The sequence below is a fragment of the Pseudomonas sp. NBRC 111123 genome, from assembly GCF_001320205.1.
Taxonomy (GTDB): Bacteria; Pseudomonadota; Gammaproteobacteria; order Pseudomonadales; family Pseudomonadaceae; genus Aquipseudomonas; species Aquipseudomonas putida_J.
This window is the reverse complement of sequence record NZ_BCAZ01000035.1, coordinates 16,830-39,733: the sequence shown is the minus strand read 5'-3', so window position 1 is coordinate 39,733 and position 22,904 is coordinate 16,830. Positions and strand designations below refer to the sequence as shown.

Annotated in this window: 20 protein-coding genes; 11 read left to right on the top strand and 9 right to left on the bottom strand. The window is 64.1% G+C overall.

The genetic code is table 11. From position 1 onward, the window contains the following. Positions 1-2: 2 nt before the first annotated feature. On the top strand, positions 3-1,259 hold the full coding sequence (gene icd, locus APH27_RS17820) for an NADP-dependent isocitrate dehydrogenase (RefSeq protein ID WP_060485526.1): 1,257 nt from the start codon (positions 3-5) through the stop codon (positions 1,257-1,259). Positions 1,260-1,332: 73 nt separating this feature from the next. Here icd and cspD read toward each other — a convergent pair whose 3' ends face one another. Beyond that, a complete protein-coding gene (gene cspD / locus APH27_RS17815; RefSeq protein ID WP_027919728.1) occupies positions 1,333-1,599 on the bottom strand; it encodes a cold shock domain-containing protein CspD in 267 nt (88 codons plus the stop codon). A 230-nt stretch (positions 1,600-1,829) separates the two neighbouring features. Between cspD and clpS the strand changes: the two genes are divergently transcribed. Together clpS and clpA are read left to right on the top strand one after the other, a co-directional pair. Continuing rightward, the gene (clpS, locus tag APH27_RS17810) at positions 1,830-2,192 is read left to right on the top strand and encodes an ATP-dependent Clp protease adapter ClpS (RefSeq protein ID WP_003251220.1); all 363 of its coding nucleotides are present in this window, start codon (positions 1,830-1,832) and stop codon (positions 2,190-2,192) included. Between the two features lie 30 nt (positions 2,193-2,222). Continuing rightward, a complete protein-coding gene (gene clpA / locus APH27_RS17805; RefSeq protein ID WP_027919729.1) occupies positions 2,223-4,493 on the top strand; it encodes an ATP-dependent Clp protease ATP-binding subunit ClpA in 2,271 nt (756 codons plus the stop codon). Positions 4,494-4,637: 144 nt separating this feature from the next. Here clpA and infA read toward each other — a convergent pair whose 3' ends face one another. The 3 genes from infA to aat form a co-directional block, all read right to left on the bottom strand. Beyond that, complete coding sequence (gene infA / locus APH27_RS17800) at positions 4,638-4,856, bottom strand: translation initiation factor IF-1 (protein WP_002553999.1); 219 nt, start codon at positions 4,854-4,856, stop codon at positions 4,638-4,640. Positions 4,857-4,957: 101 nt separating this feature from the next. Then, a complete protein-coding gene (locus APH27_RS17795; RefSeq protein ID WP_027919730.1) occupies positions 4,958-5,665 on the bottom strand; it encodes an arginyltransferase in 708 nt (235 codons plus the stop codon). A 57-nt stretch (positions 5,666-5,722) separates the two neighbouring features. Beyond that, entirely contained in the window at positions 5,723-6,403 is a 681-nt protein-coding gene (gene aat / locus APH27_RS17790) for a leucyl/phenylalanyl-tRNA--protein transferase (protein WP_060485525.1), read from the bottom strand. A gap of 302 nt (positions 6,404-6,705) precedes the next feature. Between aat and APH27_RS17785 the strand changes: the two genes are divergently transcribed. The 6 genes from APH27_RS17785 to cysG all read left to right on the top strand — a co-directional run bounded on the left by APH27_RS17785 (position 6,706) and on the right by cysG (position 14,386). Further along, positions 6,706-9,288 carry a DNA translocase FtsK gene (locus APH27_RS17785; RefSeq protein ID WP_371260262.1) on the top strand — a complete coding sequence of 861 codons (2,583 nt, stop codon included), beginning with the start codon at positions 6,706-6,708 and terminating at the stop codon, positions 9,286-9,288. Positions 9,289-9,350: 62 nt separating this feature from the next. Continuing rightward, positions 9,351-9,974 (top strand): outer membrane lipoprotein chaperone LolA, encoded by a 624-nt coding sequence (gene lolA, locus APH27_RS17780; protein WP_027919733.1) that lies wholly within the window; start codon positions 9,351-9,353, stop codon positions 9,972-9,974. A gap of 12 nt (positions 9,975-9,986) precedes the next feature. Further along, positions 9,987-11,312 carry a replication-associated recombination protein A gene (locus tag APH27_RS17775; protein ID WP_027919734.1) on the top strand — a complete coding sequence of 442 codons (1,326 nt, stop codon included), beginning with the start codon at positions 9,987-9,989 and terminating at the stop codon, positions 11,310-11,312. After that, complete coding sequence (crcB, locus tag APH27_RS17770) at positions 11,309-11,683, top strand: fluoride efflux transporter CrcB (protein WP_027919735.1); 375 nt, start codon at positions 11,309-11,311, stop codon at positions 11,681-11,683. Before APH27_RS17775 ends, crcB begins: the two co-directional genes overlap by 4 nt. A gap of 30 nt (positions 11,684-11,713) precedes the next feature. Further along, the gene (gene serS / locus APH27_RS17765) at positions 11,714-12,994 is read left to right on the top strand and encodes a serine--tRNA ligase (protein WP_060485524.1); all 1,281 of its coding nucleotides are present in this window, start codon (positions 11,714-11,716) and stop codon (positions 12,992-12,994) included. Continuing rightward, on the top strand, positions 12,995-14,386 hold the full coding sequence (cysG, locus tag APH27_RS17760) for a siroheme synthase CysG (protein ID WP_027919737.1): 1,392 nt from the start codon (positions 12,995-12,997) through the stop codon (positions 14,384-14,386). Positions 14,387-14,510: 124 nt separating this feature from the next. Here cysG and APH27_RS17755 read toward each other — a convergent pair whose 3' ends face one another. The 5 genes from APH27_RS17755 to APH27_RS17735 form a co-directional block, all read right to left on the bottom strand. Next, complete coding sequence (locus APH27_RS17755) at positions 14,511-15,836, bottom strand: OprD family porin (protein ID WP_060485523.1); 1,326 nt, start codon at positions 15,834-15,836, stop codon at positions 14,511-14,513. A gap of 68 nt (positions 15,837-15,904) precedes the next feature. Next, entirely contained in the window at positions 15,905-16,303 is a 399-nt protein-coding gene (locus APH27_RS17750) for a PPC domain-containing DNA-binding protein (protein ID WP_027919739.1), read from the bottom strand. Next, positions 16,300-16,851 carry a hypothetical protein gene (locus tag APH27_RS17745; protein ID WP_060485522.1) on the bottom strand — a complete coding sequence of 184 codons (552 nt, stop codon included), beginning with the start codon at positions 16,849-16,851 and terminating at the stop codon, positions 16,300-16,302. The genes APH27_RS17750 and APH27_RS17745 overlap by 4 nt, the downstream gene beginning before the upstream one ends. Continuing rightward, entirely contained in the window at positions 16,848-18,428 is a 1,581-nt protein-coding gene (locus tag APH27_RS17740; protein ID WP_082435185.1) for an acyl-CoA synthetase, read from the bottom strand. Before APH27_RS17740 ends, APH27_RS17745 begins: the two co-directional genes overlap by 4 nt. Next, entirely contained in the window at positions 18,425-19,594 is a 1,170-nt protein-coding gene (locus tag APH27_RS17735) for an acetyl-CoA acetyltransferase (protein WP_060485521.1), read from the bottom strand. Before APH27_RS17735 ends, APH27_RS17740 begins: the two co-directional genes overlap by 4 nt. 392 nt (positions 19,595-19,986) lie before the next feature. On the opposite strand from APH27_RS17735, the gene APH27_RS17730 reads away from it, so the two are divergent. Continuing rightward, a complete protein-coding gene (locus tag APH27_RS17730; protein ID WP_060485520.1) occupies positions 19,987-21,018 on the top strand; it encodes a TRAP transporter substrate-binding protein in 1,032 nt (343 codons plus the stop codon). Continuing rightward, complete coding sequence (locus tag APH27_RS17725; protein ID WP_060485519.1) at positions 21,015-22,898, top strand: TRAP transporter large permease subunit; 1,884 nt, start codon at positions 21,015-21,017, stop codon at positions 22,896-22,898. The genes APH27_RS17730 and APH27_RS17725 overlap by 4 nt, the downstream gene beginning before the upstream one ends. Positions 22,899-22,904 lie beyond the last annotated feature (6 nt).

Sequence of the window (22,904 nt, the reverse complement as noted above, 5' to 3'; positions counted from 1 at the left end):
GCATGGGATACCAGAAAATCAAGGTTCCGACCGACGGCGCCAAGATCACCGTCAATGCAGACCATTCGCTCAACGTTCCTGACAACCCGATCATTCCTTATATTGAAGGCGACGGGATTGGCGTCGATGTTTCACCAGTGATGATCAAGGTGGTCGATGCCGCTGTGCAGAAGGCCTACGGCGGCACGCGCAAGATCGCCTGGATGGAAGTGTATGCCGGCGAGAAAGCCACCCAGGTGTATGACCAGGATACCTGGCTGCCCCAGGAAACCCTGGATGCGGTCAAAGACTACGTGGTTTCGATCAAAGGCCCGTTGACCACCCCGGTCGGCGGCGGTATCCGCTCGCTCAACGTGGCCCTGCGCCAGCAGCTCGACCTGTATGTATGCCTGCGCCCGGTGCTGTGGTTCGAGGGTGTGCCAAGCCCCGTGAAGAAGCCCGGCGACGTCGACATGGTGATCTTCCGCGAGAACTCCGAGGACATCTATGCCGGTATCGAGTGGAAGGCCGGCTCGCCCGAAGCAAACAAGGTGATCAAGTTCCTCAAGGAGGAAATGGGCGTCACCAAGATCCGCTTCGACCAGGACTGTGGCATCGGCGTCAAGCCGGTCTCCCGCGAGGGCACCAAGCGCCTGGTGCGCAAGGCTCTGCAGTACGTGGTGGACAACGACCGCGAGTCGCTGACCCTGGTGCACAAGGGCAACATCATGAAATTCACCGAGGGTGCTTTCAAGGACTGGGGCTATGAAGTGGCCCGTGACGAGTTCGGGGCCGAGCTGCTCGATGGTGGCCCGTGGATGAAGTTCAAGAACCCCAAGAGCGGCCGCGAGGTGATCGTCAAGGACGCCATCGCCGACGCGATGCTCCAGCAGATCCTGCTGCGCCCGGCCGAGTACGATGTGATCGCCACGCTTAACCTCAACGGTGACTACCTGTCCGACGCCCTGGCGGCGGAAGTAGGCGGCATCGGCATTGCGCCGGGCGCCAACCTGTCTGATACCGTGGCCATGTTCGAGGCCACCCACGGCACCGCGCCGAAATACGCCGGGCAGGACAAGGTCAACCCGGGCTCGGTGATCCTTTCGGCGGAAATGATGCTGCGCCACATGGGCTGGACCGAGGCGGCCGACCTGATCATCAAGGGCACCAATGGCGCCATTGCGGCCAAGACTGTGACCTATGACTTCGAGCGGCTGATGGACGGTGCCAAGCTGGTGGGCAGTTCAGGCTTTGGCGATGAAATGATCAAGCATATGTAAGACAATTGAAAGCCGGCCGCTTCCAGAGAAGGAAGCGGCCGGCTTTGTGGTATACCGGCAGAGAGCAGGGTGGTCAGGCTTGTGCGGTTTCACCCTCGGATTGGCCCACAGCGTTGGCGGCGGATGCTGCAGCTGTTGCGGCGTCCATTATCTTGATCGCATGCAGGCCTTTGGGGCCCTGAATGATCTCGAACTCCACGGACTGGCCTGCCTTGAGCGTCTTGTAGCCGTCCATCTGGATCGCGGAATAATGCGCGAACAGATCGTCGGTTTTACCCTCTTCGTTGATGAATCCGTAGCCCTTGGCATTGTTGAACCACTTGACTTTACCGCTTGCCATCCCTATGTCCCTCTGCAAAGGACTCCATCACTGGAGTATCATCCACTTCATCCGCATACGAACCATGCGAAAAATCTGGTTGACTGCGCGGATCTTTATCGACCACGGTGGGTTCTTATTGGTTGTAACACCGTTTTGCCGATAGTCAAGGTCAGGTGGCGCGTGCGCCAGCGACCGCAAACGCAGTCAACCCACAACCTTAACCTGTCGATCATGATGAATTTCTTTCCATGCATGCACCCAGCGAGATTCGACTAACATTCAATCAGGATCGCCCGCAATCGAATGAGGACGACGGCTCAGGGCTTGCGGTACAGGAAGCCAAGCCGATCCTGCAGGCGCCACCGATGTACAAGGTGGTTTTGTTCAACGATGACTACACGCCGATGGATTTCGTCGTCGAAGTGCTCGAAACGTTCTTCAGTCTGAACCGCGAGCTGGCGACCAAGATCATGCTGACCGTCCATACCGAGGGGCGGGCAGTGTGCGGATTGTTTACCCGTGACATCGCCGAAACAAAGGCCATGCAGGTCAACCAATACGCCAGGGAAAGCCAGCATCCGCTACTCTGTGAAATCGAGAAGGACGGTTAATCGCCGACCACTTGGGTATGAGGTGAAGCTATGTTAAACCGCGAGCTCGAAGTCACCCTCAATCTTGCCTTCAAGGAGGCCCGTTCGAAACGTCATGAATTCATGACCGTCGAACATCTGCTGCTGGCACTCCTTGACAATGAGGCTGCTGCGACCGTTCTGCGCGCCTGTGGCGCCAATCTCGACAAACTCAAGCACGACCTGCAAGAGTTCATCGACTCCACTACACCCCTGATCCCCGTCAACGACGAAGACCGCGAAACCCAGCCGACCCTGGGCTTCCAGCGCGTGCTGCAACGTGCCGTGTTCCACGTGCAGAGTTCCGGCAAGCGCGAAGTCACCGGCGCCAATGTGCTGGTCGCGATCTTCAGCGAACAGGAAAGCCAGGCTGTGTTCCTGCTCAAGCAGCAGAGCGTGGCCCGTATCGACGTGGTCAACTATATCGCCCACGGCATCTCCAAGGTGCCGGGCCATGGTTCGCATGCTGAAAGCGACCAGGAAATGCAGGACGAAGAGGGTGGCGAAACCTCCTCTTCGAGCAACCCGCTGGATGCCTATGCCAGCAACCTGAACGAACTGGCCCGTGCCGGGCGTATCGACCCGCTGGTGGGTCGCGAGCAGGAAGTCGAGCGTGTGGCCCAGATCCTGGCCCGCCGGCGCAAGAACAACCCGCTGCTGGTCGGTGAGGCTGGCGTCGGCAAGACCGCCATCGCCGAAGGCCTGGCCAAGCGTATCGTCGACGGCCAGGTGCCGGACCTGCTGGCGCAGAGCGTGGTCTATTCGCTGGACCTTGGTGCGCTGCTGGCTGGTACCAAGTACCGTGGCGACTTCGAGAAGCGCTTCAAGGCGCTGCTCGGCGAATTGCGCAAACGCCCGCAGGCGATCCTGTTCATCGACGAGATCCACACCATCATCGGTGCCGGTGCGGCGTCGGGCGGGGTGATGGATGCGTCCAACCTGCTCAAGCCGCTGCTGTCCTCCGGTGAGATCCGTTGCATCGGTTCGACCACCTTCCAGGAGTTTCGCGGCATCTTCGAGAAAGACCGTGCCTTGGCGCGGCGCTTCCAGAAGGTCGATGTCAGCGAGCCTTCGGTCGAAGACACTGTGGGTATCCTGCGTGGCCTGAAAGGCCGTTTCGAGAGCCACCACAACATCGAGTACAGCGACGAAGCCCTGCGCGCCGCCGCCGAACTGGCCTCGCGCTACATCAATGACCGGCACATGCCGGACAAAGCCATCGATGTGATCGACGAGGCGGGTGCCTATCAGCGCCTGCAGCCTGAAGCGAACCGGGTCAAGCGCATCGATGTGCCCCAGGTCGAGGACATTGTCGCCAAGATCGCGCGCATTCCGCCGAAGCATGTCACCAGCTCCGACAAGGAGCTGCTGCGCAACCTCGAGCGTGACCTCAAGCTGACCGTGTTCGGCCAGGATCAGGCCATTGATTCGCTGGCCACCGCCATCAAGCTGTCGCGGGCCGGTCTCAAATCACCAGACAAGCCGGTCGGTTCGTTCCTGTTCGCTGGCCCGACCGGCGTGGGCAAGACCGAGGCTGCGCGGCAGTTGGCCAAGGCGCTGGGTGTAGAGTTGGTGCGCTTCGACATGTCCGAGTACATGGAGCGCCACACCGTGTCGCGCCTGATCGGTGCGCCTCCTGGCTATGTTGGTTTCGACCAGGGCGGTTTGCTGACCGAAGCGATCACCAAGCAACCGCACTGCGTGCTGCTGCTCGATGAAATCGAGAAGGCCCACCCGGAAGTCTTCAACCTGCTGCTGCAGGTGATGGACCACGGCACCCTGACCGACAACAACGGGCGCAAGGCCGACTTCCGCAACGTGATCCTGATCATGACCACCAACGCCGGTGCTGAAACCGCCGCGCGGGCCTCGATCGGCTTCACCCATCAGGACCACGCGTCCGATGCCATGGAAGTCATCCGCAAGAGCTTCACGCCGGAGTTCCGCAACCGTCTGGACACCATCATCCAGTTTGGTCGCCTGAGCACCGAGACGATCAAGAGCATCGTCGACAAGTTCCTCATCGAACTGCAGGCGCAGCTGGAAGACAAGCGTGTGCTGCTGGAAGTCAGCGATGCCGCCCGCGGTTGGCTGGCGGTTTCTGGCTACGACGTGCAGATGGGTGCACGGCCGATGGCTCGGCTTATCCAGGACAAGATCAAGCGGCCGCTGGCCGAGGAGATCCTGTTTGGCGAGCTGGCCGAGCACGGTGGTGTGGTGCATGTTGACCTGCGCGATGGCGAACTGGTGTTCGACTTCGAGACCACGGCTGAGGTGGCTTGATAGTGGGGCCGCTTTGCGGCCCATCGCGGCTAAAACCGCTCCTGCAGGGCATTGTGTTTCCCTGTAGGAGCGGCTTTAGCCGCGATGGGGTTTCAGCAGGCACAAAAAAGCCCGGCACATGCCGGGCTTTTTCATGGCTGGAGCTTAGCGCGCGCGGTAGGTGATGCGGCCCTTGCTCAGGTCGTAAGGCGTCAGCTCGACGCGGACCTTGTCGCCAGTGAGAATACGGATGTAGTTCTTGCGCATCTTTCCGGAGATGTGCGCGGTTACGACGTGCCCGTTTTCCAACTCCACGCGGAACATGGTGTTGGGCAGGGTGTCGACGACAGTACCTTCCATTTCGAAGCTGTCTTCTTTCGACATGCAGTAGAGCCCTCGGATCCAGTGTTGGCCCGACGCATAACCGCACCGGGCAAAAAAGTGGCGTGGATTATGCCGGAAAACTGCGTGTCAAGCCAATGCTTTCAGTTGAGGGTGACCCAGCGCTGGTTAATCAACAACTCGATAGGTCGATACTGCGTCTTGTAGTTCATTTTCTTGCAGTTCTTGATCCAGTAACCCAGGTAGACCGCCTCCAGGTCCTGGCGCAGGGCTTCGGTGATCTGCCAGAGAATGGCAAAACGCCCCAGGCTGCGCCTTTCTTCGTCGGGCTCGTAGAAGGTGTATACCGCCGACAGGCCGTTGGGCAGCAGGTCGCATACCGCCACTGCCAGCAGGCGGCCTTCCAGGCGGAACTCGTAGAACCAGCAGAACGGCAGGTCGCGGACCAGGAAGGTGGAAAACTGGTCGCGGCTCGGTGGATACATGTCGCCATCGGCGTGACGGGTCTCGATGTAGCGCCGATACAGGTCGAAATATTCTTCCTTGAATGCCGGGCGAGCGGCCGTCACGGTCAGGTCGGCGTTGCGCTTGAGGATGCGCCGCTGCTGGCGGTTGGGAATGAAGCGCGCGGCGGGGATGCGCGCCGGCACGCAGGCATTGCAGTTCTGGCAATGCGGGCGGTACAGGTGGTCGCCACTGCGGCGAAAGCCCATTTCCGACAGGTCGGCATACACCTGCACGTCCATCGGCTGGCTGGGGTCGAGGAACAGCGTGGTGGCCTGTTCGCCCGGCAGGTAGCTGCAGGAGTGGGGCTGAGTGGCATAGAACTTCAACCGCGCCAACTCTGTCATGATCAACCCCCTCGGTGAGACTTTGCTTATAAGTGTAAGCCAGCTCGCAGAACTCGCCTAGCGAACCCAGGTGGCACGGTTGGGCTGGTCGAGGTGGCGTGCCAGGTAGTCGGCGAAGCTGGCGCGGCTGATGGCGCGGGCGCCAAGGCTGTGCAGGTGGTGGGTCGGCATCTGGCAGTCGATCAGCACGAAGCCGGCCTGGCGCAGGTGCTCCACAAGCGTCACGAAGCCGACCTTGGAGGCGTTGTCGGCGCGGCTGAACATCGATTCACCGAAGAACAGCTGGCCGATGGCCAGGCCGTACAGGCCGCCGACCAGCTCGCCGCCCTCGCGCACTTCCACCGAATGGGCGATGCCGCGGCGGTGCAGCTCGCAGTAGGCATCGCGCATGGTGTCGGTGATCCAGGTGCCGTCGGCGTAGTCGCGCGGGGCCGCGCAGGCGGCGATCACCGCGGGGAAGTCGCTGTCGAAGGTGACCTGGTAGCGGCCCTGGCGCATCAGCTTGGCCAGCGAGCGTGAGACATGCAGCTCGTCCGGGAACAGCACCGTGCGCGGGTCGGGTGACCACCAGAGAATCGGCTGGCCGTCCTGGTACCAGGGGAAGCAGCCATGCCTATAGGCTTGCTCCAGGCGCTCGGGGCTCAGGTCGCCGCCAGCGGCGAGCAGGCCGTTGGGGTCATGCAGGGCCTTTTCCAGGGGCGGGAAGGTCAGCGAGTCGCGGGTTAGCCAGGTGAGCATGGTCTATCGTGCGGTGGGGGAGGGGAGAGGGCAGCATGGCGCGCAGGGCTTGCGGGGTCAATGCTGGCAGGGCCAGAAGCAATTGGCGGGCAGCAGAATAGGCAATTTCCCACACATTCATGAAACCATAGGCACCATCCGCTACATTTGCTGTCACACCTGTGCAAAAACACAGCATAAGCCTTTGTCACAAAAGAAAATGCGTGCTCAAATTGCACCTATACGAAAGTCGCCCCCACTCAAGCTCCATACGGCGCGCCGTCATGGCGGCTGGCGGGCAGTAATGTTAAAAGTAGTGGTTCATTGGCCAGACGCCGGCCGATCACTACTGGACGCGCAGCACGCGCAGGAATAGACGCGTTTTGAAGAAATCCACCGCAACTCCAGCTCCTTTGCCTGTGCCCCTGTGGCGACAGCAGCTGCATTACCGCCTCAAGGAAGGTGCGTTGATCGCTGTCGGCGCCCTGTGCCTGTACCTGTGGATGGCACTGCTGACCTACGACACGTCGGACCCAGGCTTCAGCCACACCAGCAACATCGACCAGGTGCAGAATGCCGCCGGGCGTGCCGGCGCGTACTTCGCCGACATCCTGTTCATGGTGCTGGGCTATTTCGCCTACATCTTCCCGCTGCTGCTGGCGATCAAGACCTGGCAGATCTTCCGCGAACGCCACCAGCCGTGGCAGTGGAGCGGCTGGCTGTTCTCCTGGCGCCTCATCGGCCTGGTGTTCCTGGTGCTGTCGGGCGCGGCCCTGGCGCATATCCATTTCCACCCGCCGGCGAGCCTGCCGTTTTCCGCGGGCGGTGCGTTGGGCGAAAGCCTTGGCGACCTGGCGCGCAACCTGCTGAACGTGCAGGGCAGCACGCTGATGTTCATTGCCCTGTTCCTGTTCGGCCTGACCGTGTTCACCGACCTGTCGTGGTTCAAGGTGATGGACATGACCGGCAAGATCACCCTCGACCTGTTCGAGCTGGTACAGGGCGCGGCCAGCCGCTGGTGGGAAGCGCGCAACGAGCGCAAGCGCCTGGAAGCGCAATTGCGTGAAGTTGACGAGCCCGTATTCGACCTGGGGCCGAAGGCCACCGACAAGCGCGAGCCGGCCAAACCAGCGCTGCGCGAGCGCATTTTCAAGCGCGAAGAGGCACCGGCCCAGCCCGCCGAGCCCCGTGAGCCGACCCTTGCACGGGAGCCTTCCCGTGAGCCAGTAGTACCGCGCGAGCCGACCCTCGCGCGCGAGCCTGTAGTGCCGCGTGAGCCTGTGGTCCCCCGCCAGCAACCTGCAGCGGTGCCGACCATCGTGCCACCGGCCGCCGAGCGTGCGCCGGAGCCGAGCAAGCGAGTGATGAAGGAAAAACAGGCGCCGCTGTTCGTCGACAGCGCCGTGGAAGGTACTTTGCCGTCGATTTCCATCCTCGACCCGGCCGAACAGAAGAAGATCGAGTATTCGCCGGAATCCCTGGCCGGGGTCGGCCAGTTGCTGGAAATCAAGCTCAAGGAATTCGGCGTGGAAGTCTCGGTGGACTCCATCCACCCGGGCCCGGTGATTACCCGTTACGAAATCCAGCCGGCCGCAGGCGTCAAGGTCAGCCGTATCGCCAACCTGGCCAAGGACCTGGCGCGTTCGCTGGCAGTGACCAGTGTGCGGGTGGTCGAAGTCATCCCTGGCAAGACCACCGTGGGTATCGAGATCCCCAACGAAAACCGGCAGATGGTGCGCTTCTCGGAAGTGCTCGCCACGCCGCAGTACGACGAGCAGAAATCGCCGGTCACCCTGGCCCTGGGCCACGACATTGGCGGCAAGCCGGTGATCACCGACCTGGCCAAGATGCCGCACCTGCTGGTGGCCGGTACCACCGGTTCCGGTAAGTCGGTAGGTGTGAACGCGATGATCCTGTCGATCCTGTTCAAGTCCAGCCCGGAAGACGCGCGGCTGATCATGATCGACCCGAAGATGCTCGAACTGTCGATCTACGAAGGCATCCCGCACCTGCTGTGTCCGGTGGTCACCGACATGAAGGATGCCGCCAACGCCCTGCGCTGGAGCGTGGCCGAGATGGAGCGGCGCTACAAGCTGATGGCGGCCATGGGCGTGCGTAACCTGGCCGGCTTCAACCGCAAGGTCAAGGACGCCCAGGAAGCCGGCGAGATCATCCATGACCCGCTGTACCGCCGCGAAAGCATGGACGATGAGCCGCCTGCGCTGAAGACCCTGCCGACCATCGTCGTGGTGGTCGACGAATTCGCCGACATGATGATGATCGTCGGCAAGAAGGTCGAAGAGCTGATCGCCCGTATCGCCCAGAAGGCGCGGGCTGCGGGTATTCACTTGATCCTCGCTACCCAGCGCCCGTCGGTGGACGTGATCACCGGCCTGATCAAGGCCAACATCCCGACCCGCATGGCGTTCCAGGTGTCGAGCAAGATCGACTCGCGGACCATCATCGACCAGGGTGGCGCCGAACAGCTGCTTGGCCATGGTGACATGCTGTACATGCCACCGGGCACCAGCCTGCCGATCCGTGTGCACGGTGCGTTCGTCTCCGACGATGAAGTGCACCGTACGGTCGAGGCCTGGAAGCTGCGTGGCGCGCCGGACTACAACGACGACATCCTCAACGGCGTCGAAGAGGCCGGCAGCGGCTTTGATGGCGGCGGCGGCGGTGGCGATGGTGACGATGCCGAAACCGATGCCCTGTATGATGAGGCCGTGCAGTTCGTGCTGGAAAGCCGCCGCGCTTCCATCTCGGCCGTGCAGCGCAAGCTGAAGATCGGCTACAACCGCGCTGCGCGGATGATCGAGTCGATGGAAATGGCCGGGGTGGTCACCCCGATGAACAGCAACGGCTCGCGGGAAGTGATTGCCCCGGGTGGCCCGCGCGACTGATGAACACCTTGCCGGGCGCCAACGGTGGCGCCCGGCCTTTTCAATGCTCAATGAGGATTCCCATGCGCGCGATTCGCATGCTGTTGGTTTCTGCCCTGACCCTGGGCTCGGTTACTGCTTATGCCGGTGAGCAAGACGTACAACGCCTGACCCAGCTGTTGGAAAAGTCCCAGACCATCGAGGCCAACTTCTCCCAGCTGACCCTGGACGCCGGCGGCACCAGCCTGCAGGAAACGTCCGGCAAGATGACCGTGAAGCGCCCAGGTCTGTTCTACTGGCACACCAATGCGCCGCAGGAGCAGGTGGTGGTGTCCGACGGCAAGAACGTCACCCTGTGGGACCCGGACCTGGAGCAGGCGACCATCAAGAAGCTTGACCAGCGCCTGAACCAGACCCCGGCACTGCTGCTGTCCGGTGATGTATCGAAGATCAGCCAAAGCTTCGACATCACCTCCAAGGAGCAGGGCGAGGTGATGGACTTCACCCTCAAGCCCAAGACCAAGGACACCTTGTTCGACTCGCTGCGCGTGTCGTTCCGCAGGGGCCTGATCAATGACATGCAGCTGGTCGACAGTGTCGGCCAGCGCACCAACATCCTGTTCAATGGCGTCAAGGCCAACCAGGCGGTGCCGGACAGCCAGTTCAAGTTCGACATCCCCAAAGGCGCCGACGTCATCAAGGAGTAAGCAGAGCTCGCCATGGACCTGTTTCGAAGCGAACCCGTCGCCCAGCCCCTGGCAGCCCGCCTGCGCCCGTCCAACCTGGACGAGTACGTCGGCCAGGAGCACCTGTTGGCGCGTGGCAAACCGCTGCGCGAGGCGCTGGAGCAGGGTGCGCTGCACTCGATGATCTTCTGGGGGCCGCCGGGGGTGGGCAAGACCACCCTCGCGCGGTTGCTGGCGCAGTTCTGCGATGCGCACTTCGAGACGGTGTCGGCGGTGCTGGCAGGGGTCAAGGAGATCCGCCAGGCAGTCGAGGTAGCCAAGCAGCAGGCCGGCCAGTATGGCCGGCGCACCATCCTGTTTGTCGACGAAGTGCACCGCTTCAACAAGTCCCAGCAGGATGCCTTCCTGCCTTATGTGGAAGACGGCACCCTGCTGTTCATTGGTGCTACCACCGAGAACCCGTCGTTTGAGCTGAACAATGCGCTGCTGTCGCGGGCGCGGGTGTACGTGCTCAAGAGCCTCGACGAAGCGGCGCTGCGCAAGCTGGTCAATCGTGCGCTGACTGAAGAGCGCGGGCTGGGCAAGCGCAACCTGCGGGTTGGTGACGACGCCTTCAAGATGCTCATGGCCGCCGCCGATGGCGATGGCCGGCGCATGCTCAACTTCCTCGAGAACGCCTCGGACCTGGCCGAAGATGGCAGCGAAATCGACGTCCAGATGCTGCAAAGCCTGCTCGGCGACAGCCGCCGCCGCTTCGACAAGGGGGGCGAGGCGTTCTACGACCAGATTTCTGCGCTGCACAAGTCAGTGCGCGGCTCCAACCCCGATGGCGCCCTGTACTGGTTCGCCCGCATGCTCGACGGTGGCTGCGACCCGCTGTACATCGCCCGCCGCGTGGTGCGCATGGCCAGCGAGGACATTGGCAACGCCGACCCGCGCGCGCTGAGCCTGTGCCTGGCCGCCTGGGACGTGCAAGAGCGCCTGGGCAGCCCGGAGGGCGAATTGGCGGTGGCTCAGGCCATCACCTACATCGCCTGCGCGCCGAAGAGCAATGCAGTGTACGTGGGCTTCAAGACCGCTTTGCGCGAAGCTGCCGAACATGGCTCGCTGGAAGTGCCGCTGCACCTGCGCAATGCCCCGACCAAGCTGATGAAGCAACTTGGTTATGGCGAAGAGTACCGCTACGCCCATGACGAGCCCGATGCCTATGCCGCTGGCGAGGACTACTTCCCTGAAGAGCTGGAACCGCGCCAGTACTACCAGCCCGTGCCGCGAGGCCTGGAGCTGAAGATCGGCGAGAAGCTGCGCCACTTGGCCGAGCTTGACCGCAACAGCCCCCGTCAGCGGAGAAAACCGTGATTGCATTGATTGCCGCGGTCAGCGCGGGCGGTATTGCCGGGACCTTGTTGCGCTTCGCCACCGCGAACTGGGTCGCGGCCCACTGGCCACGGCACTTCTATGTCGGTACGCTGGCGGTCAACCTGGTTGGCTGCCTGCTCATCGGCCTGCTCTATGGCCTGTTCCTGCACAAGCCGCTGGCGCCAGTCGAACTGCGCGCCGGCTTGATCGTCGGCTTCCTTGGCGGCCTGACGACGTTTTCCTCCTTTTCGCTCGATACCGTGCGCCTGATCGAAAGTGGGCAAGTGCCCCTCGCGGTGGGCTATACCAGTATCAGCGTGGTGGGCGGGCTTTTGGCCACCTGGGCCGGCCTGTCCCTGACCCGTTTCTGAACCAACACCTACACATAACGAGAGAACGATATGCTCGATTCCAAACTGTTACGCGGCCAACTTCAGGAAGTGGCGGATCGCCTGGCCTCCCGTGGCTTCAGCCTGGATGTCGCGCGCATCGAATCACTGGAAGAGCGCCGCAAGGCGGTGCAGACCCGCACCGAGCAGCTGCAGGCCGAGCGTAACGCCCGTTCCAAGTCGATCGGCCAGGCCAAGGCCAAGGGCGAAGACATCGCCCCGTTGATGGCAGACGTCGAGCGCATGGCCAACGAACTGGCCGCCGGCAAGAGTGAACTGGATGGTATCCAGGCCGAACTGGACGGCATCCTGCTGACCATCCCCAACCTGCCGGACGCCAGCGTACCGGTCGGTGCCAGCGAAGACGACAACGTCGAAGTGCGCCGCTGGGGCACGCCGGCTAGCTTCGATTTCGAGATCAAGGACCACGTCGCCCTGGGTGAAATCAGCGGTGGCCTGGACTTCGAAGCCGCGGCCAAGCTTTCTGGTGCGCGCTTTGCCGTGCTGCGTGGGCCAATCGCCCGCCTGCATCGCGCCCTGGCGCAGTTCATGATCAACCTGCACACCGGTGAGCATGGCTACGAAGAGCACTACACCCCTTACCTGGTGCAGGCACCGGCCCTGCAGGGCACCGGCCAGCTGCCGAAGTTCGAGGAGGACCTGTTCAAGATCACTCGCGAAGGCGAAGCTGACTTCTACCTGATCCCGACTGCCGAAGTGTCGCTGACCAACCTGGTCGCCGAGCAGATCCTCGATGCCAAGCAACTGCCACTCAAGCTGGTCGCCCACACCCCGTGCTTCCGTAGTGAAGCCGGTGCGTCGGGCCGTGACACCCGCGGCATGATCCGCCAGCACCAGTTCGACAAGGTCGAGATGGTCCAGGTGGTCGAGCCGTCCAAGTCGATGGAAGCCCTGGAAGGCTTGACCGCCAACGCCGAGCGCGTGCTGCAGTTGCTGGAGCTGCCGTACCGCGTACTGGCCCTGTGCACCGGCGACATGGGCTTCGGCGCCGTGAAGACCTACGACCTCGAAGTGTGGGTGCCGAGCCAGGACAAGTACCGCGAGATCAGCTCCTGCTCCAACTGCGGTGACTTCCAGGCGCGCCGCATGCAGGCCCGCTGGCGTAACCCGGAAACCGGCAAGCCGGAGCTGGTGCATACCCTCAATGGCTCCGGCCTGGCCGTAGGCCGCACCCTGGTGGCCGTGCTGGAAAACTACCAGCAGGCTGACGGTTCGATCCGCGTACCGGACGTGCTGAAGCCGTACATGGGCGGCGTCGAGGTCATCCGCTAAATGGATTACCTGCCGCTGTTCCACAAGCTGCAGGGCGGCCGGGTACTGGTCGTCGGCGGCGGTGAGATCGCCCTGCGCAAGGCGCGCCTGCTGGCCGATGCCGGCGCCGTGCTGCGCGTGGTGGCGCCGGACATCGACGGCCAGCTGGCCGCGTTGGCACGGGAAGCTGGCGGTGAGGTGCTGGTGCGTGGCTATCAGGCGGCCGACCTGGTCGGCTGCCGGCTGGTGATCGCGGCCACCGACGATCCTGGGCTCAACGCCCAGGTGTCGGCCGATGCGCAGGCGCTGAGCCTGCCGGTCAACGTGGTGGATGCGCCGGCCCTGTGCACGGTGATCTTCCCGGCGATCGTCGACCGTTCACCCTTGGTGATCGCGGTGTCCAGTGGCGGTGACGCCCCGGTGCTGGCGCGGTTGATCCGCGCCAAGCTGGAGGCCTGGATCCCGTCGGCCTATGGCGAACTGGCCGGGCTGGCTGCGCGCTTCCGGCACAAGGTCAAAGCCTTGTACCCGGACGTCAATCAACGCCGCGGCTTCTGGGAAACGGTTTTCCAAGGGCCGATTGCCGAGCGCCAGCTGGCCGGGCAGGGCGCCGAGGCCGAACGCCTGTTGCAGGCGATGGTCGAGGGGGCTCCAGTGCAGCAGGGTGGCGAGGTTTATCTGGTAGGTGCTGGGCCGGGTGATCCGGACTTGCTGACCTTCCGTGCCTTGCGCCTGATGCAGCAGGCCGATGTGGTGCTGTACGACCGCCTGGTGGCACCGGCCATCATCGAGATGTGCCGGCGTGATGCCGAGCGTATCTACGTCGGCAAGCGCCGCGCCGACCATGCCGTGCCGCAGGACCAGATCAACCGCCTGCTGGTCGACCTCGCCCAGCAGGGCAAGCGTGTATTGCGCCTCAAGGGCGGTGACCCGTTCATCTTCGGCCGGGGTGGCGAAGAAATCGAAGAGCTGGCCGAGCAAGGTATCCCGTTCCAGGTGGTGCCGGGCATTACCGCGGCCAGTGGGTGTTCCGCTTATGGCGGTATTCCGCTGACTCACCGTGACTATGCCCAGTCGGTGCGCTTCGTCACCGGGCACCTCAAGGACGGCACCAGCAATCTGCCTTGGCATGACCTGGTGGCGCCGGCCCAGACCCTGGTGTTCTACATGGGGCTGGTGGGGTTGCCGACCATCTGTGCCGAGTTGATTCGCCATGGGCGGGCGGCCAGTACGCCGGCGGCCTTGGTGCAGCAGGGGACTACGCGCAATCAGCGGGTGTTTACCGGTACTTTGGCGGACCTGCCGCAGCTGGTGGCCGAGCATGAAGTGCATGCGCCGACCCTGGTGATTGTCGGGGAAGTGGTGCAACTGCGTGAAAAGCTGGCGTGGTTCGAAGGTTCGCAAAACAGCTGAAATCGTCGGGGCTGCTTCGCAGCCCATCGCCGGCAAGCGCGGCTCCTGCAAGACGGTGCAGACCTGAACTGTGGAAGCCGCGCTTGCCGGGGATGGACCGCAGAGCGGCCCCTGCAATCTCAAGCTAGAACAGCGGCACCGAATAGCTCACCGTCAGCCGGTTCTGATCCTGGTCCCACTCACTGGGCACCCCGCTGCGCAGCATGCCGTTGCGCCAGCTAAAGCCCAGCCCTTTGAACGTCCCGCTCTGCACCACGTAGTCCAGGGCGATGTCACGCTCCCATTCCTTCTCGTCTCCCCCGGACGCCATGCGGATGTTCGTGCCCTTCAGGTACGCCACCGAAGCCACCAGACCCGGCACGCCCAGCGCTGCGAAGTTGTAGCTGTACTGGCCAAAGGTGGTGCGCTCGCCCGCACGGGTGAAACTGGTCACCAGGCGGTCGGTAAACAGGTAGATGCTTGACCCGGCGGCACCTTCGCCGGTATTGCCCTGGTTCAGCTGAACGAAGTTGCCACTGTCGGACACCCGTTGGTGGCCCAGCAGCACGGCGTGTCCGCCGATGGCGTAAGTGAACATCGCGCTCCAGGTGTCGTTGTCGATCTTGCCCGGCGTATCACCCAGGCCACTGACCTGGTAGCCCGCCGCGCGGCCGCTGGCCGAGTCGTTGCGCCCGTGGGCATCGGTCTTGAAGTAGCGCAGGTCGGTGGTCAGCGACTGGTCGTCGGCCAGCGCCCAGGTGTGCACCAGGCCGGCAAAGTGCTGGATGTAGTAGTCCTGCAGTTGTGCTGCGTAGTACTGCAGCTTGAGGTCGCGCGTCAGCTGGTAGTCCGCGCCAGCGAAAAGGAATTCGTTGCTCTGGCGGGTGCCGCCCGCCACGGCCAGGCCTGAGCGGTTGGTCGAGCCGCGGCCGGTGGTGTGCTCCAGGCGGCCACCGATCAAGGTCAGGCCGTCAATTTCTTTCGAGCTGATCATGCCGCCTTCGAAGGTTTGCGGCAGCACCCGGCCGTCGTTGGCCACCAGGATTGGCAGCTTCGGCTGCAAAGTGCCGTAGCGCGCTTCGGTCTGCGAAAAACGCAGTTTGCCGGTCAGCCCCAGCCGGCTCCACTCATCCACGGCGCTGCCATCGCTGTCGTCGGGGATCATCGAGCTACCGCGGTGGTTGCCGGCGCCACCGTCCAGGCGTACGCCGAGCATGCCCAGGGCGTCGAGGCCAAAGCCGACGGTACCGTCGGTGAAGCCGGACTTGTAGTCGAGCACGAAGCCTTGGGCCCATTCGGCGGTCTTGCTCTGCCCGGCTGACCCTGGGCGGTCGCGGAAGTCGTTGTTGAAGTAGTAGTTGCGCAGGTTGAGGTTGGCCTTGCCATCCTCGATGAATGCGGCCTGGGCTGCGGGCAGTGCGAAGGTGCTGGCGGTGAGCAGGTACAGGTGCGCGCGTGGCTTTCTTGTCATTGTTGTTTTCCTGAAGGCGTAAGGGCGCCCGAAACGTCCGGGCGCAAAGGGCGTGGTGCAGCGGTGGGTCAGTCGGGCAGCCATTCCTGCAGGGTCAGCTCGACCGTGATGAACGAGAGGTTGCGGCCACGCTGCAGGCGGCCGGCGAAGATGTTGCCGTCGGCATCGGCAAGTACGGCCTGCAGGCGGCTCTGCCCGGCGATGACCTCGCCGCTGAGGCTGAGGATCTCGATGCCCGGGCCCGGCACATGGATATCCTGCATGCCCTGGCGGCCAAGGTAGTGCAGCTCGCCGTCGATCAGGCTGCCTAGACCGCCACGGACCACGGCGCAGTTGATGCCGTGGCTGGCACAGAGCGCCTCGGCGCTGTCGATGATGTCTTCGTTGGGCTTGAGCCGGGCAACCACCAGGCGGCCCAGCTGGCCGCTCTGCACGTGCGACTCGGCGCTGTTTGGAGCAAGGGTCATGAGGCCTCCTTGAGCACGGGGTGCAACAGGTTGAACTGGGTTTCGGCATCCGGCTGCACTTGGTAGGCCACCTGGTCGAACAGGCACAGGCGCAGCACCAGCGGCTCGCTGCCGACGATCAGCCGGTTGAGCACCAGGTGGCCGCCGTGCTGTTGCCCGTCGCGGTCGATGAAACCGGCGTGGCAGTGCAGCAGCGGCGCGCCGCCGGCATCGCGGCCGACGGTAAGGGCGCCGCTGATGAAGGTGATGTAGCCGTCCAGCACCACCGGCTGGCCGTAGTCGTAAGGGCGCTGGCTATCGCGGGTGGTGACCATGCGGTGGTAACTCAGGTGCGCCGCGCCACCACAGAGGATGCGCCCCACCGCGCTCTGGTAGCGGCAACCGTGCAGCACGGCCAGCAGGCCTTCGGCGACATTGCAGGCCAGCGGCAGCTCGACGCGCAGTTCCTGGCTGTGCGCCACCTCGCAATCGAGCAGGCGCGGTTGCTGCGGCAGGCCGCCATGGATGAAGTGACGCACGCCGCCATGGGTTTCGAAGTGCGGTGTCATGCCGGCTGCTCCTGGCCCGCTTCAAGCAGCGCGCGGATGTGCTTCTTGACGATCTTGCCGTAGCCGGACTTCGGCATTTCGTGCCAGCGCACGAAGCGCTTGGGCCACTTGTAACGCGCCAGGCGCGGTTCAAGGTGAGCCAGCAGCTGTTCGTCGCTGACCTCGGCGGTGGTGACGATCACCGCGCAGCCACACTCACCCCATTTCTCGTCGGGCATCCCCAGCACCGCTACCTCGTTCACTGCCGGGTGGGTCAGCAGCGCTTCTTCGATCTCCCGTGGGTACACGTTGGAGCCGCCGGAGATGTACATGTCTGAAGCGCGGCCGGTGATGAACAGGTAACCCTGATCGTCGACATGGCCGAGGTCGCCTGTGTGGAACCAGCCATGGCGGAAGCAGGCAGCGTTGGCTTCGGGGTTGTTGTAGTAGCCGGCGAACACCGCCGGGCCGCGCACGCAGATTTCGCCGTCGCTGCCGCTGGGCAATTCGGTGCCGTGCTCGTCGAGGATCGCCACCTGCATGCCGGTGCGCGGGTAGCCACAGGAGCCGACCTTGGCCTGCGGGCCATCCTCGGCGTCGTGGCAGTCGGCCGGCAGCACGGTGATGTTGCCGGTTACCTCGCCCAGGCCGTAATACTGCACCAGCACCTTGCCCAGGGTGCGCAGGGCGTGGCACTGGTCGGCGCGGTACATCGGCGCGCCGGCATAGATCACGTAGCGCAGGCTGCTGTGGTCGTAGCGGTCAACGGCCGGGTCTTCGGTGAGCATCTTGACGATGGTCGGCACTGTAAACAGGTTGTCGATGCGATGCTCCTGCACCAGCCGCCAGGCTTCGTCGCAGTCCAGCCGCTCGCCGGCCGGCAACACGCAGGCTGCGCCGCGGGCGACGTTGACCAGGGCGTGGATGCCGGCGCCATGGGACAGCGGGGCGAGCACCAGCGAGCGCGACTGCTGGCTCAGCCCGGGCATCAGGTCGGCCAGGTGGTTGTTGACGACGAAGGCCATCTGGCCGTGGGTGAGCACACCGGCCTTGGGGTGGCCGGTGGTGCCGGAGGTGTAGAAGAACCACAGCGGGTCGTGATAGTGCACCTCGGCCGGGCGGAAGGCCGCCTGCAGCGGCGCGCCCTCATCGAGCAAGGCGTCGTAGCCCAGTTCGCCGCAGCGTGGGCTGCCGATGGCGATGACCGTCTGCAAGGCAGGGGAGGCCGCGCGCACGGCGTCGACGTAATGACCGAAGCCTTCGTCGTAGAGCATCGCCACTGCGCCGCTGGAACTGCCCAGGTAAGCGGCCTCGGGCGGGGTGATACGCACGTTGGTCGGCACCCAGACCACGCCAAGGCGAAACGCCACCCAGGCACTTTCGAACAGTTGCAGGTTGTTGCGCGCATGCACCAACAGCCGGTCGCCCTTGCCCAGGCCCCGTGCACGCAGGGCGGCGGCGACGCTGTCGACGCGCTGCAGCAGCTGGCGCCACGATACCCGCTGTTCGCCGCGGATGAAGCCCGGCTGCTCGGGCAAGCGGCGGGCCACCTGGGCCAGCAGCTCACCGAGGTTCATCACGTTGTCGATACCGGTCATAGCACGGCCTCCAGGATGCTCACGTAGTTGGTGACGGCCGCGCCGCCCATGTTGAACACCCCGGCGCGGTCGGCGCGGGGCAGTTGCATGTCACCGGCCCCGCCGCTGAGCTGCATGGCCGCCATCACGTGCATCGACACCCCGGTGGCGCCGATCGGGTGGCCCTTGGACTTGAGCCCACCGGACGGGTTGATGGGCAGGCGGCCGTCCTTGCGGCTGATGCCCTCGGCGATCACCCTTGCGCCCTGGCCACGTTCGGCCAGGCCCATGGCCTCGTATTCGAGCAGCTCGGCGATGGTGAAGCAGTCGTGGGTCTCCACCAGCGACAGGTCATCGAGGGTCAGCCGTGCCTGGGTCAGCGCCTGCTGCCAGGCCCGCGCCGCGCCTTCGAACACCGTGGGGTCGCGGCGCGACAGCGGCAGGTAGTCGTTGACTTGCACCGCCGCACGAAAGCGCACCGCGGGGCCATCGCTGCGGTGCTGGTCGGCACGGCTGATCACCAGTGCTGCGGCGCCATCGCTGATCAGCGAGCAGTCGCTGCGCTTGAGTGGGCCGGCGACGAAGGGGTTTTTCTCCGAGGGCGTGCGGCAGAACTCGAAGCCGACGTCACGGCGCATGTGGGCGTACGGGTTGAGGGCGCCGTTGGCGTGGTTCTTGGCGGCGATCATCGCCAGAGCGTCGGACTGGTCGCCATAACGCTCGAAGTAGGCGCTGGCGATATTGCCGAATACCCCGGCGAAGCCGCTCTCGATATCTGCCTCCTCACGGGCGTAGCAGCACTTGAGCAGGATCTTGCCGACCTCGGCGGTGGGCAGGCTGTTCATCTTTTCGAAACCGACCACCAGTGCATGCCGGGACTGGCCGCTGAGCACTGCCTGCAAGGCCGAGTGGATGGCCGCGGAACCGGTGGAGCAGGCGTTTTCCACCCGCACCGCCGGGGTGAAGCGCAGGGCCGGGATATGGTTGGCGAGCAGCGCAGAGGGGAAGTCCTGGTACAGGAACCCGGCGTTGAAGTGGCCGACATGTACCGAGTCGATCTGTTCTGGATCAAGCCTGGCGTGGGCCAGCGCGCCGAGGGCGGCGTCAGCCAGCATGCGCTCGGGGTCGATATCGGGAAACTTGCCGAAAGGGGCGTGGTACCAGCCGCTGATCAGGGGTGAATCCATGAGGTGAGTCCTCGCTCGATGGGTTTGCGAGGTCGATGGCAAGAACGGTGCCAGCCCCTTGGCAAGGCGTCTGGGCCGTGCTTTTGTGGCCGTTGGCGAGGGTGTCGGCAGGTAGCAGGTGGGTGCTACAGGTGTCGCCCTGATGGCCTGGGCGACAGGTCAGGGAGACACCTGTTACACCCCGAGGGGCGCTACCGGCGCCGCATCACAAATTGATACAACGCCGCCTGCTCTGGCAGATGCCTTGTGAAACAGTGGCTTAGGCCCTGATCAAGGCTGGCGCGAGCACCGTTTCGTTCGGCCAGCCAAGGGTGGCACCCCTATTGCTAAGTCACTGTCACCATCGCCTTATCCCACTCGATCAATAAGAACAAATAGGTCAGGAGAGCTACATGAGCGATTTCACCCGCCGTTCCTTCATCAAGACGGCCTCCATGGCATCGGTCGCGGTCGCCGCCGCCGGCCTGGGCCTGTACAGCAGCAACACGCGCGCTGCCGATTTCAAACTCAAGTTCGCCAACAACCTGCCCATCAGCCACCCGATGAACGTACGCGCCCGGGCCATGGCCAAGGCGATCAAGGAGGAAACCAACGGCGCGCTGACCGTGCAGGTGTTCCCCAGCAGCCAGCTGGGCAGCGACACCGACACCCTGGCCCAGGTGCGCTCCGGTGCGGTGGACCTGTTCTCGTTGTCACCGGTGATCCTCGGCACCATGGTGCCGTCGGTGCAGATCAGCGCCGTGGGCTTTGCCTTCAAGGACTACCAGCAGGTGTGGAGTGCCATGGACGGCGCGCTCGGCGAGCATGTGCGCGGTGAAATCGCCAAGACCGGCACGCTGTTCGCGTTCGACCGCATGTGGGACAACGGCTTTCGCGTCACCACCACCAGCACCCGGCCGGTGGCCAGCCCCGACGACCTGCGCGGCATGAAGCTGCGGGTCCCGCCGAGCCCGATCATCATGTCGATCTTCCGCGCCCTGGAAGCGGCGCCAACGAGCATCAACTTCGCCGAAGTGTACTCGGCGCTGCAGACGCGCATCGTCGAAGGCCAGGAGAACCCCATGACCCTGGTGTCCTCGGCCAAGCTGTACGAAGTGCAGAAGTACTGCTCACTGACCAACCATGTGTGGGACGGCTTCTGGATGCTCGGCAACAGCGCCTCGTTCGCCCGGCTGCCGGCGGACATGCAGGCGATTTTGCGCAAGCATATCGACGCAGCGGTGATGGGCCAGCGCGAAGACCTCGCCAAGCTCGAAGGCAGCACCCGCGATACCTTGAAGGGGCAGGGCCTGGAGTTGGTGGAAGCGCCGGCCGATGCCTTCCGTGACAAGCTGCGCAGCGCCAACTACTACGCCGACTGGCACGACAAGTTCGGCGAGCAGGCCTGGGCCATCCTCGAGCAGTTTTCCGGGAAGCTGGCATGATGCGCGCCCCAGCGCTACCGGCCTCCACCGTTTCGCAGCGCCTGCCGGCCCGGGTGCTGATCTGCCTCAACAGCTGGGCCATGCGCCTGGTAGGCGTGATTGCGGTCGCCTTGATGGTGATCGAGACCTTCGTGCTGTTGGCGGGGGTGATTGCCCGCTACGTGTTGCACAGCCCGCTGATCTGGTCCGACGAGCTGGCCTCGTCGCTGTTCATCTGGCTGGCGATGTTCGGCGCGGTGCTGGCGCTGGACCGAGGCGAGCACATGCGCATGTCGGCGCTGGTGAACAAGCTGCCCGACGCCTGGCGTGGCTTCAGCGAGACGCTGTCGGCGCTGATCGTCTGCCTGTTCGTGGCCATGATCATCTCGCCGGCCATGCAGCATTCCCACGAGCAGATGTGGATCACCACCCCGGCGCTGGGCATCCCCGATGGGGTACGCGCGGCGGCCTTGCCGGTGGGCGCGGTGCTGATGCTGCTGGCGGCAGTGGCGCGCATGGCACGCTACTCCACGGTGCGCCAGTTCATGGCCGGGCTGGCCGTGGTCGGCACGGTGGCGGCGGCACTGTGGTTGGCCCAGCCGCTGCTGGCGGCCATGGGCAACTACAACCTGGTGGTGTTCTTCCTGGTGCTGCTGGGTGCCTGCGTGTTCGGCGGCATCCCCATCGCATTCGCCTTCGGCACCGCGACCATGGCCTACCTGGCGCTGGCAACCCATGCGCCGCTGTCGATCGTGGTCGGGCGCATGGATGAAGGCATGTCGCACATGGTGCTGCTGGCCGTGCCGCTGTTCGTGTTGCTGGGCGTGGTGTTGCAACTGTCGGGCATGGCGCGCACGTTGATCGACTTCATGGCCTCGCTGCTCGGCCATGTGCGCGGCGGCCTGCAATACGTGCTGCTGGGGGCGATGTTCCTGGTGTCGGGGATCTCTGGCTCCAAGGTCGCCGACATGGCCGCCGTGGCCCCGGCGCTGTTCCCGGAAATGAAACGCCGCGGTTCCAAGTCCGAAGAGCTGGCGGCGCTGCTGTCGGCCACCGGGGCGATGACCGAGACCATTCCGCCGAGCCTGGTGCTGATCACCATCGGCGCGGTGTGCAGCGTCTCGATCACCGCGCTGTTCATCGGCGGGCTGATGCCGGCGGTGGTGGCGACCCTGGCCATTGCGGTGGTGTGCTGGTGGCGCTCGCGCAAGGATGAACGCCCGGCCATCGAGCGTGCACCGCTGTCGCGGGTGGCCAAGACCTTCCTGATTGCCTTGCCAGCGCTGGCGCTGCCGCTGCTGATTCGCGTGGCGGTGCTGGAAGGGGCGGCCACTGCCACCGAGGTATCGACCATCGGCGTGGCCTACGTGGTGCTGGTGGGCCTGGTGATGCACCTGTTCATGCGCCATATCGAATGGCGCCGGCTGTACCCGATGCTGCTGGAAGCGGCGGCGCTGTCGGGGGCGATCCTGCTGATCATCGGCATGGCTTCGTCGATGGCCTGGGCGCTGACCCAGTCGGGCTTTTCGCAGTCGCTGGTGGAGCTGATCGAGGACATTCCCGGCGGCGTCATCGGCTTCATGGTGGTGACCATCCTCACCTTCCTGATCCTCGGCAGCGTGCTGGAGGGCATCCCCGCCATCGTGCTGTTCGGCCCGCTGATGTTCCCTTTGGCCGAGCTGCTCGGCATTCACCCGGTGCACTACGCCATGGTGGTGATCCTGGCCATGGGCGTGGGGCTGTTCGCACCGCCGCTGGGGGTGGGCTTCTATGCCGCCTGCGCCATCAGCAAGACCTCTTCCGACCACGTTATCCGCCGCGTCTGGGGTTACCTCGGCGCGCTGCTGGTGGCGCTGGCGGTCGTTGCCTGTTTCCCGTGGATTTCCATCGGTTTCCTCTGAGAGAGC

Excerpts from the sequence above, each read along its gene's own strand:
- APH27_RS17735 (WP_060485521.1), bottom strand. The coding sequence starts at position 19,594 with ATGGATTCACCCCTGATCAGCGGCTGGTACCACGCCCCTTTCGGCAAG.
- APH27_RS17725 (WP_060485519.1), top strand. The coding sequence starts at position 21,015 with ATGATGCGCGCCCCAGCGCTACCGGCCTCCACCGTTTCGCAGCGCCTG.
- lolA (WP_027919733.1), top strand. The coding sequence starts at position 9,351 with ATGCGCGCGATTCGCATGCTGTTGGTTTCTGCCCTGACCCTGGGCTCG.
- cysG (WP_027919737.1), top strand. The coding sequence starts at position 12,995 with ATGGATTACCTGCCGCTGTTCCACAAGCTGCAGGGCGGCCGGGTACTG.
- APH27_RS17740 (WP_082435185.1), bottom strand. The coding sequence starts at position 18,428 with ATGACCGGTATCGACAACGTGATGAACCTCGGTGAGCTGCTGGCCCAG.
- APH27_RS17730 (WP_060485520.1), top strand. The coding sequence starts at position 19,987 with ATGAGCGATTTCACCCGCCGTTCCTTCATCAAGACGGCCTCCATGGCA.
- APH27_RS17775 (WP_027919734.1), top strand. The coding sequence starts at position 9,987 with ATGGACCTGTTTCGAAGCGAACCCGTCGCCCAGCCCCTGGCAGCCCGC.
- serS (WP_060485524.1), top strand. The coding sequence starts at position 11,714 with ATGCTCGATTCCAAACTGTTACGCGGCCAACTTCAGGAAGTGGCGGAT.
- APH27_RS17795 (WP_027919730.1), bottom strand. The coding sequence starts at position 5,665 with ATGACAGAGTTGGCGCGGTTGAAGTTCTATGCCACTCAGCCCCACTCC.
- APH27_RS17750 (WP_027919739.1), bottom strand. The coding sequence starts at position 16,303 with ATGACCCTTGCTCCAAACAGCGCCGAGTCGCACGTGCAGAGCGGCCAG.
- icd (WP_060485526.1), top strand. The coding sequence starts at position 3 with ATGGGATACCAGAAAATCAAGGTTCCGACCGACGGCGCCAAGATCACC.
- APH27_RS17755 (WP_060485523.1), bottom strand. The coding sequence starts at position 15,836 with ATGACAAGAAAGCCACGCGCGCACCTGTACCTGCTCACCGCCAGCACC.
- infA (WP_002553999.1), bottom strand. The coding sequence starts at position 4,856 with ATGTCGAAAGAAGACAGCTTCGAAATGGAAGGTACTGTCGTCGACACC.
- clpA (WP_027919729.1), top strand. The coding sequence starts at position 2,223 with ATGTTAAACCGCGAGCTCGAAGTCACCCTCAATCTTGCCTTCAAGGAG.
- APH27_RS17745 (WP_060485522.1), bottom strand. The coding sequence starts at position 16,851 with ATGACACCGCACTTCGAAACCCATGGCGGCGTGCGTCACTTCATCCAT.
- cspD (WP_027919728.1), bottom strand. The coding sequence starts at position 1,599 with ATGGCAAGCGGTAAAGTCAAGTGGTTCAACAATGCCAAGGGCTACGGA.
- aat (WP_060485525.1), bottom strand. The coding sequence starts at position 6,403 with ATGCTCACCTGGCTAACCCGCGACTCGCTGACCTTCCCGCCCCTGGAA.
- clpS (WP_003251220.1), top strand. The coding sequence starts at position 1,830 with ATGCATGCACCCAGCGAGATTCGACTAACATTCAATCAGGATCGCCCG.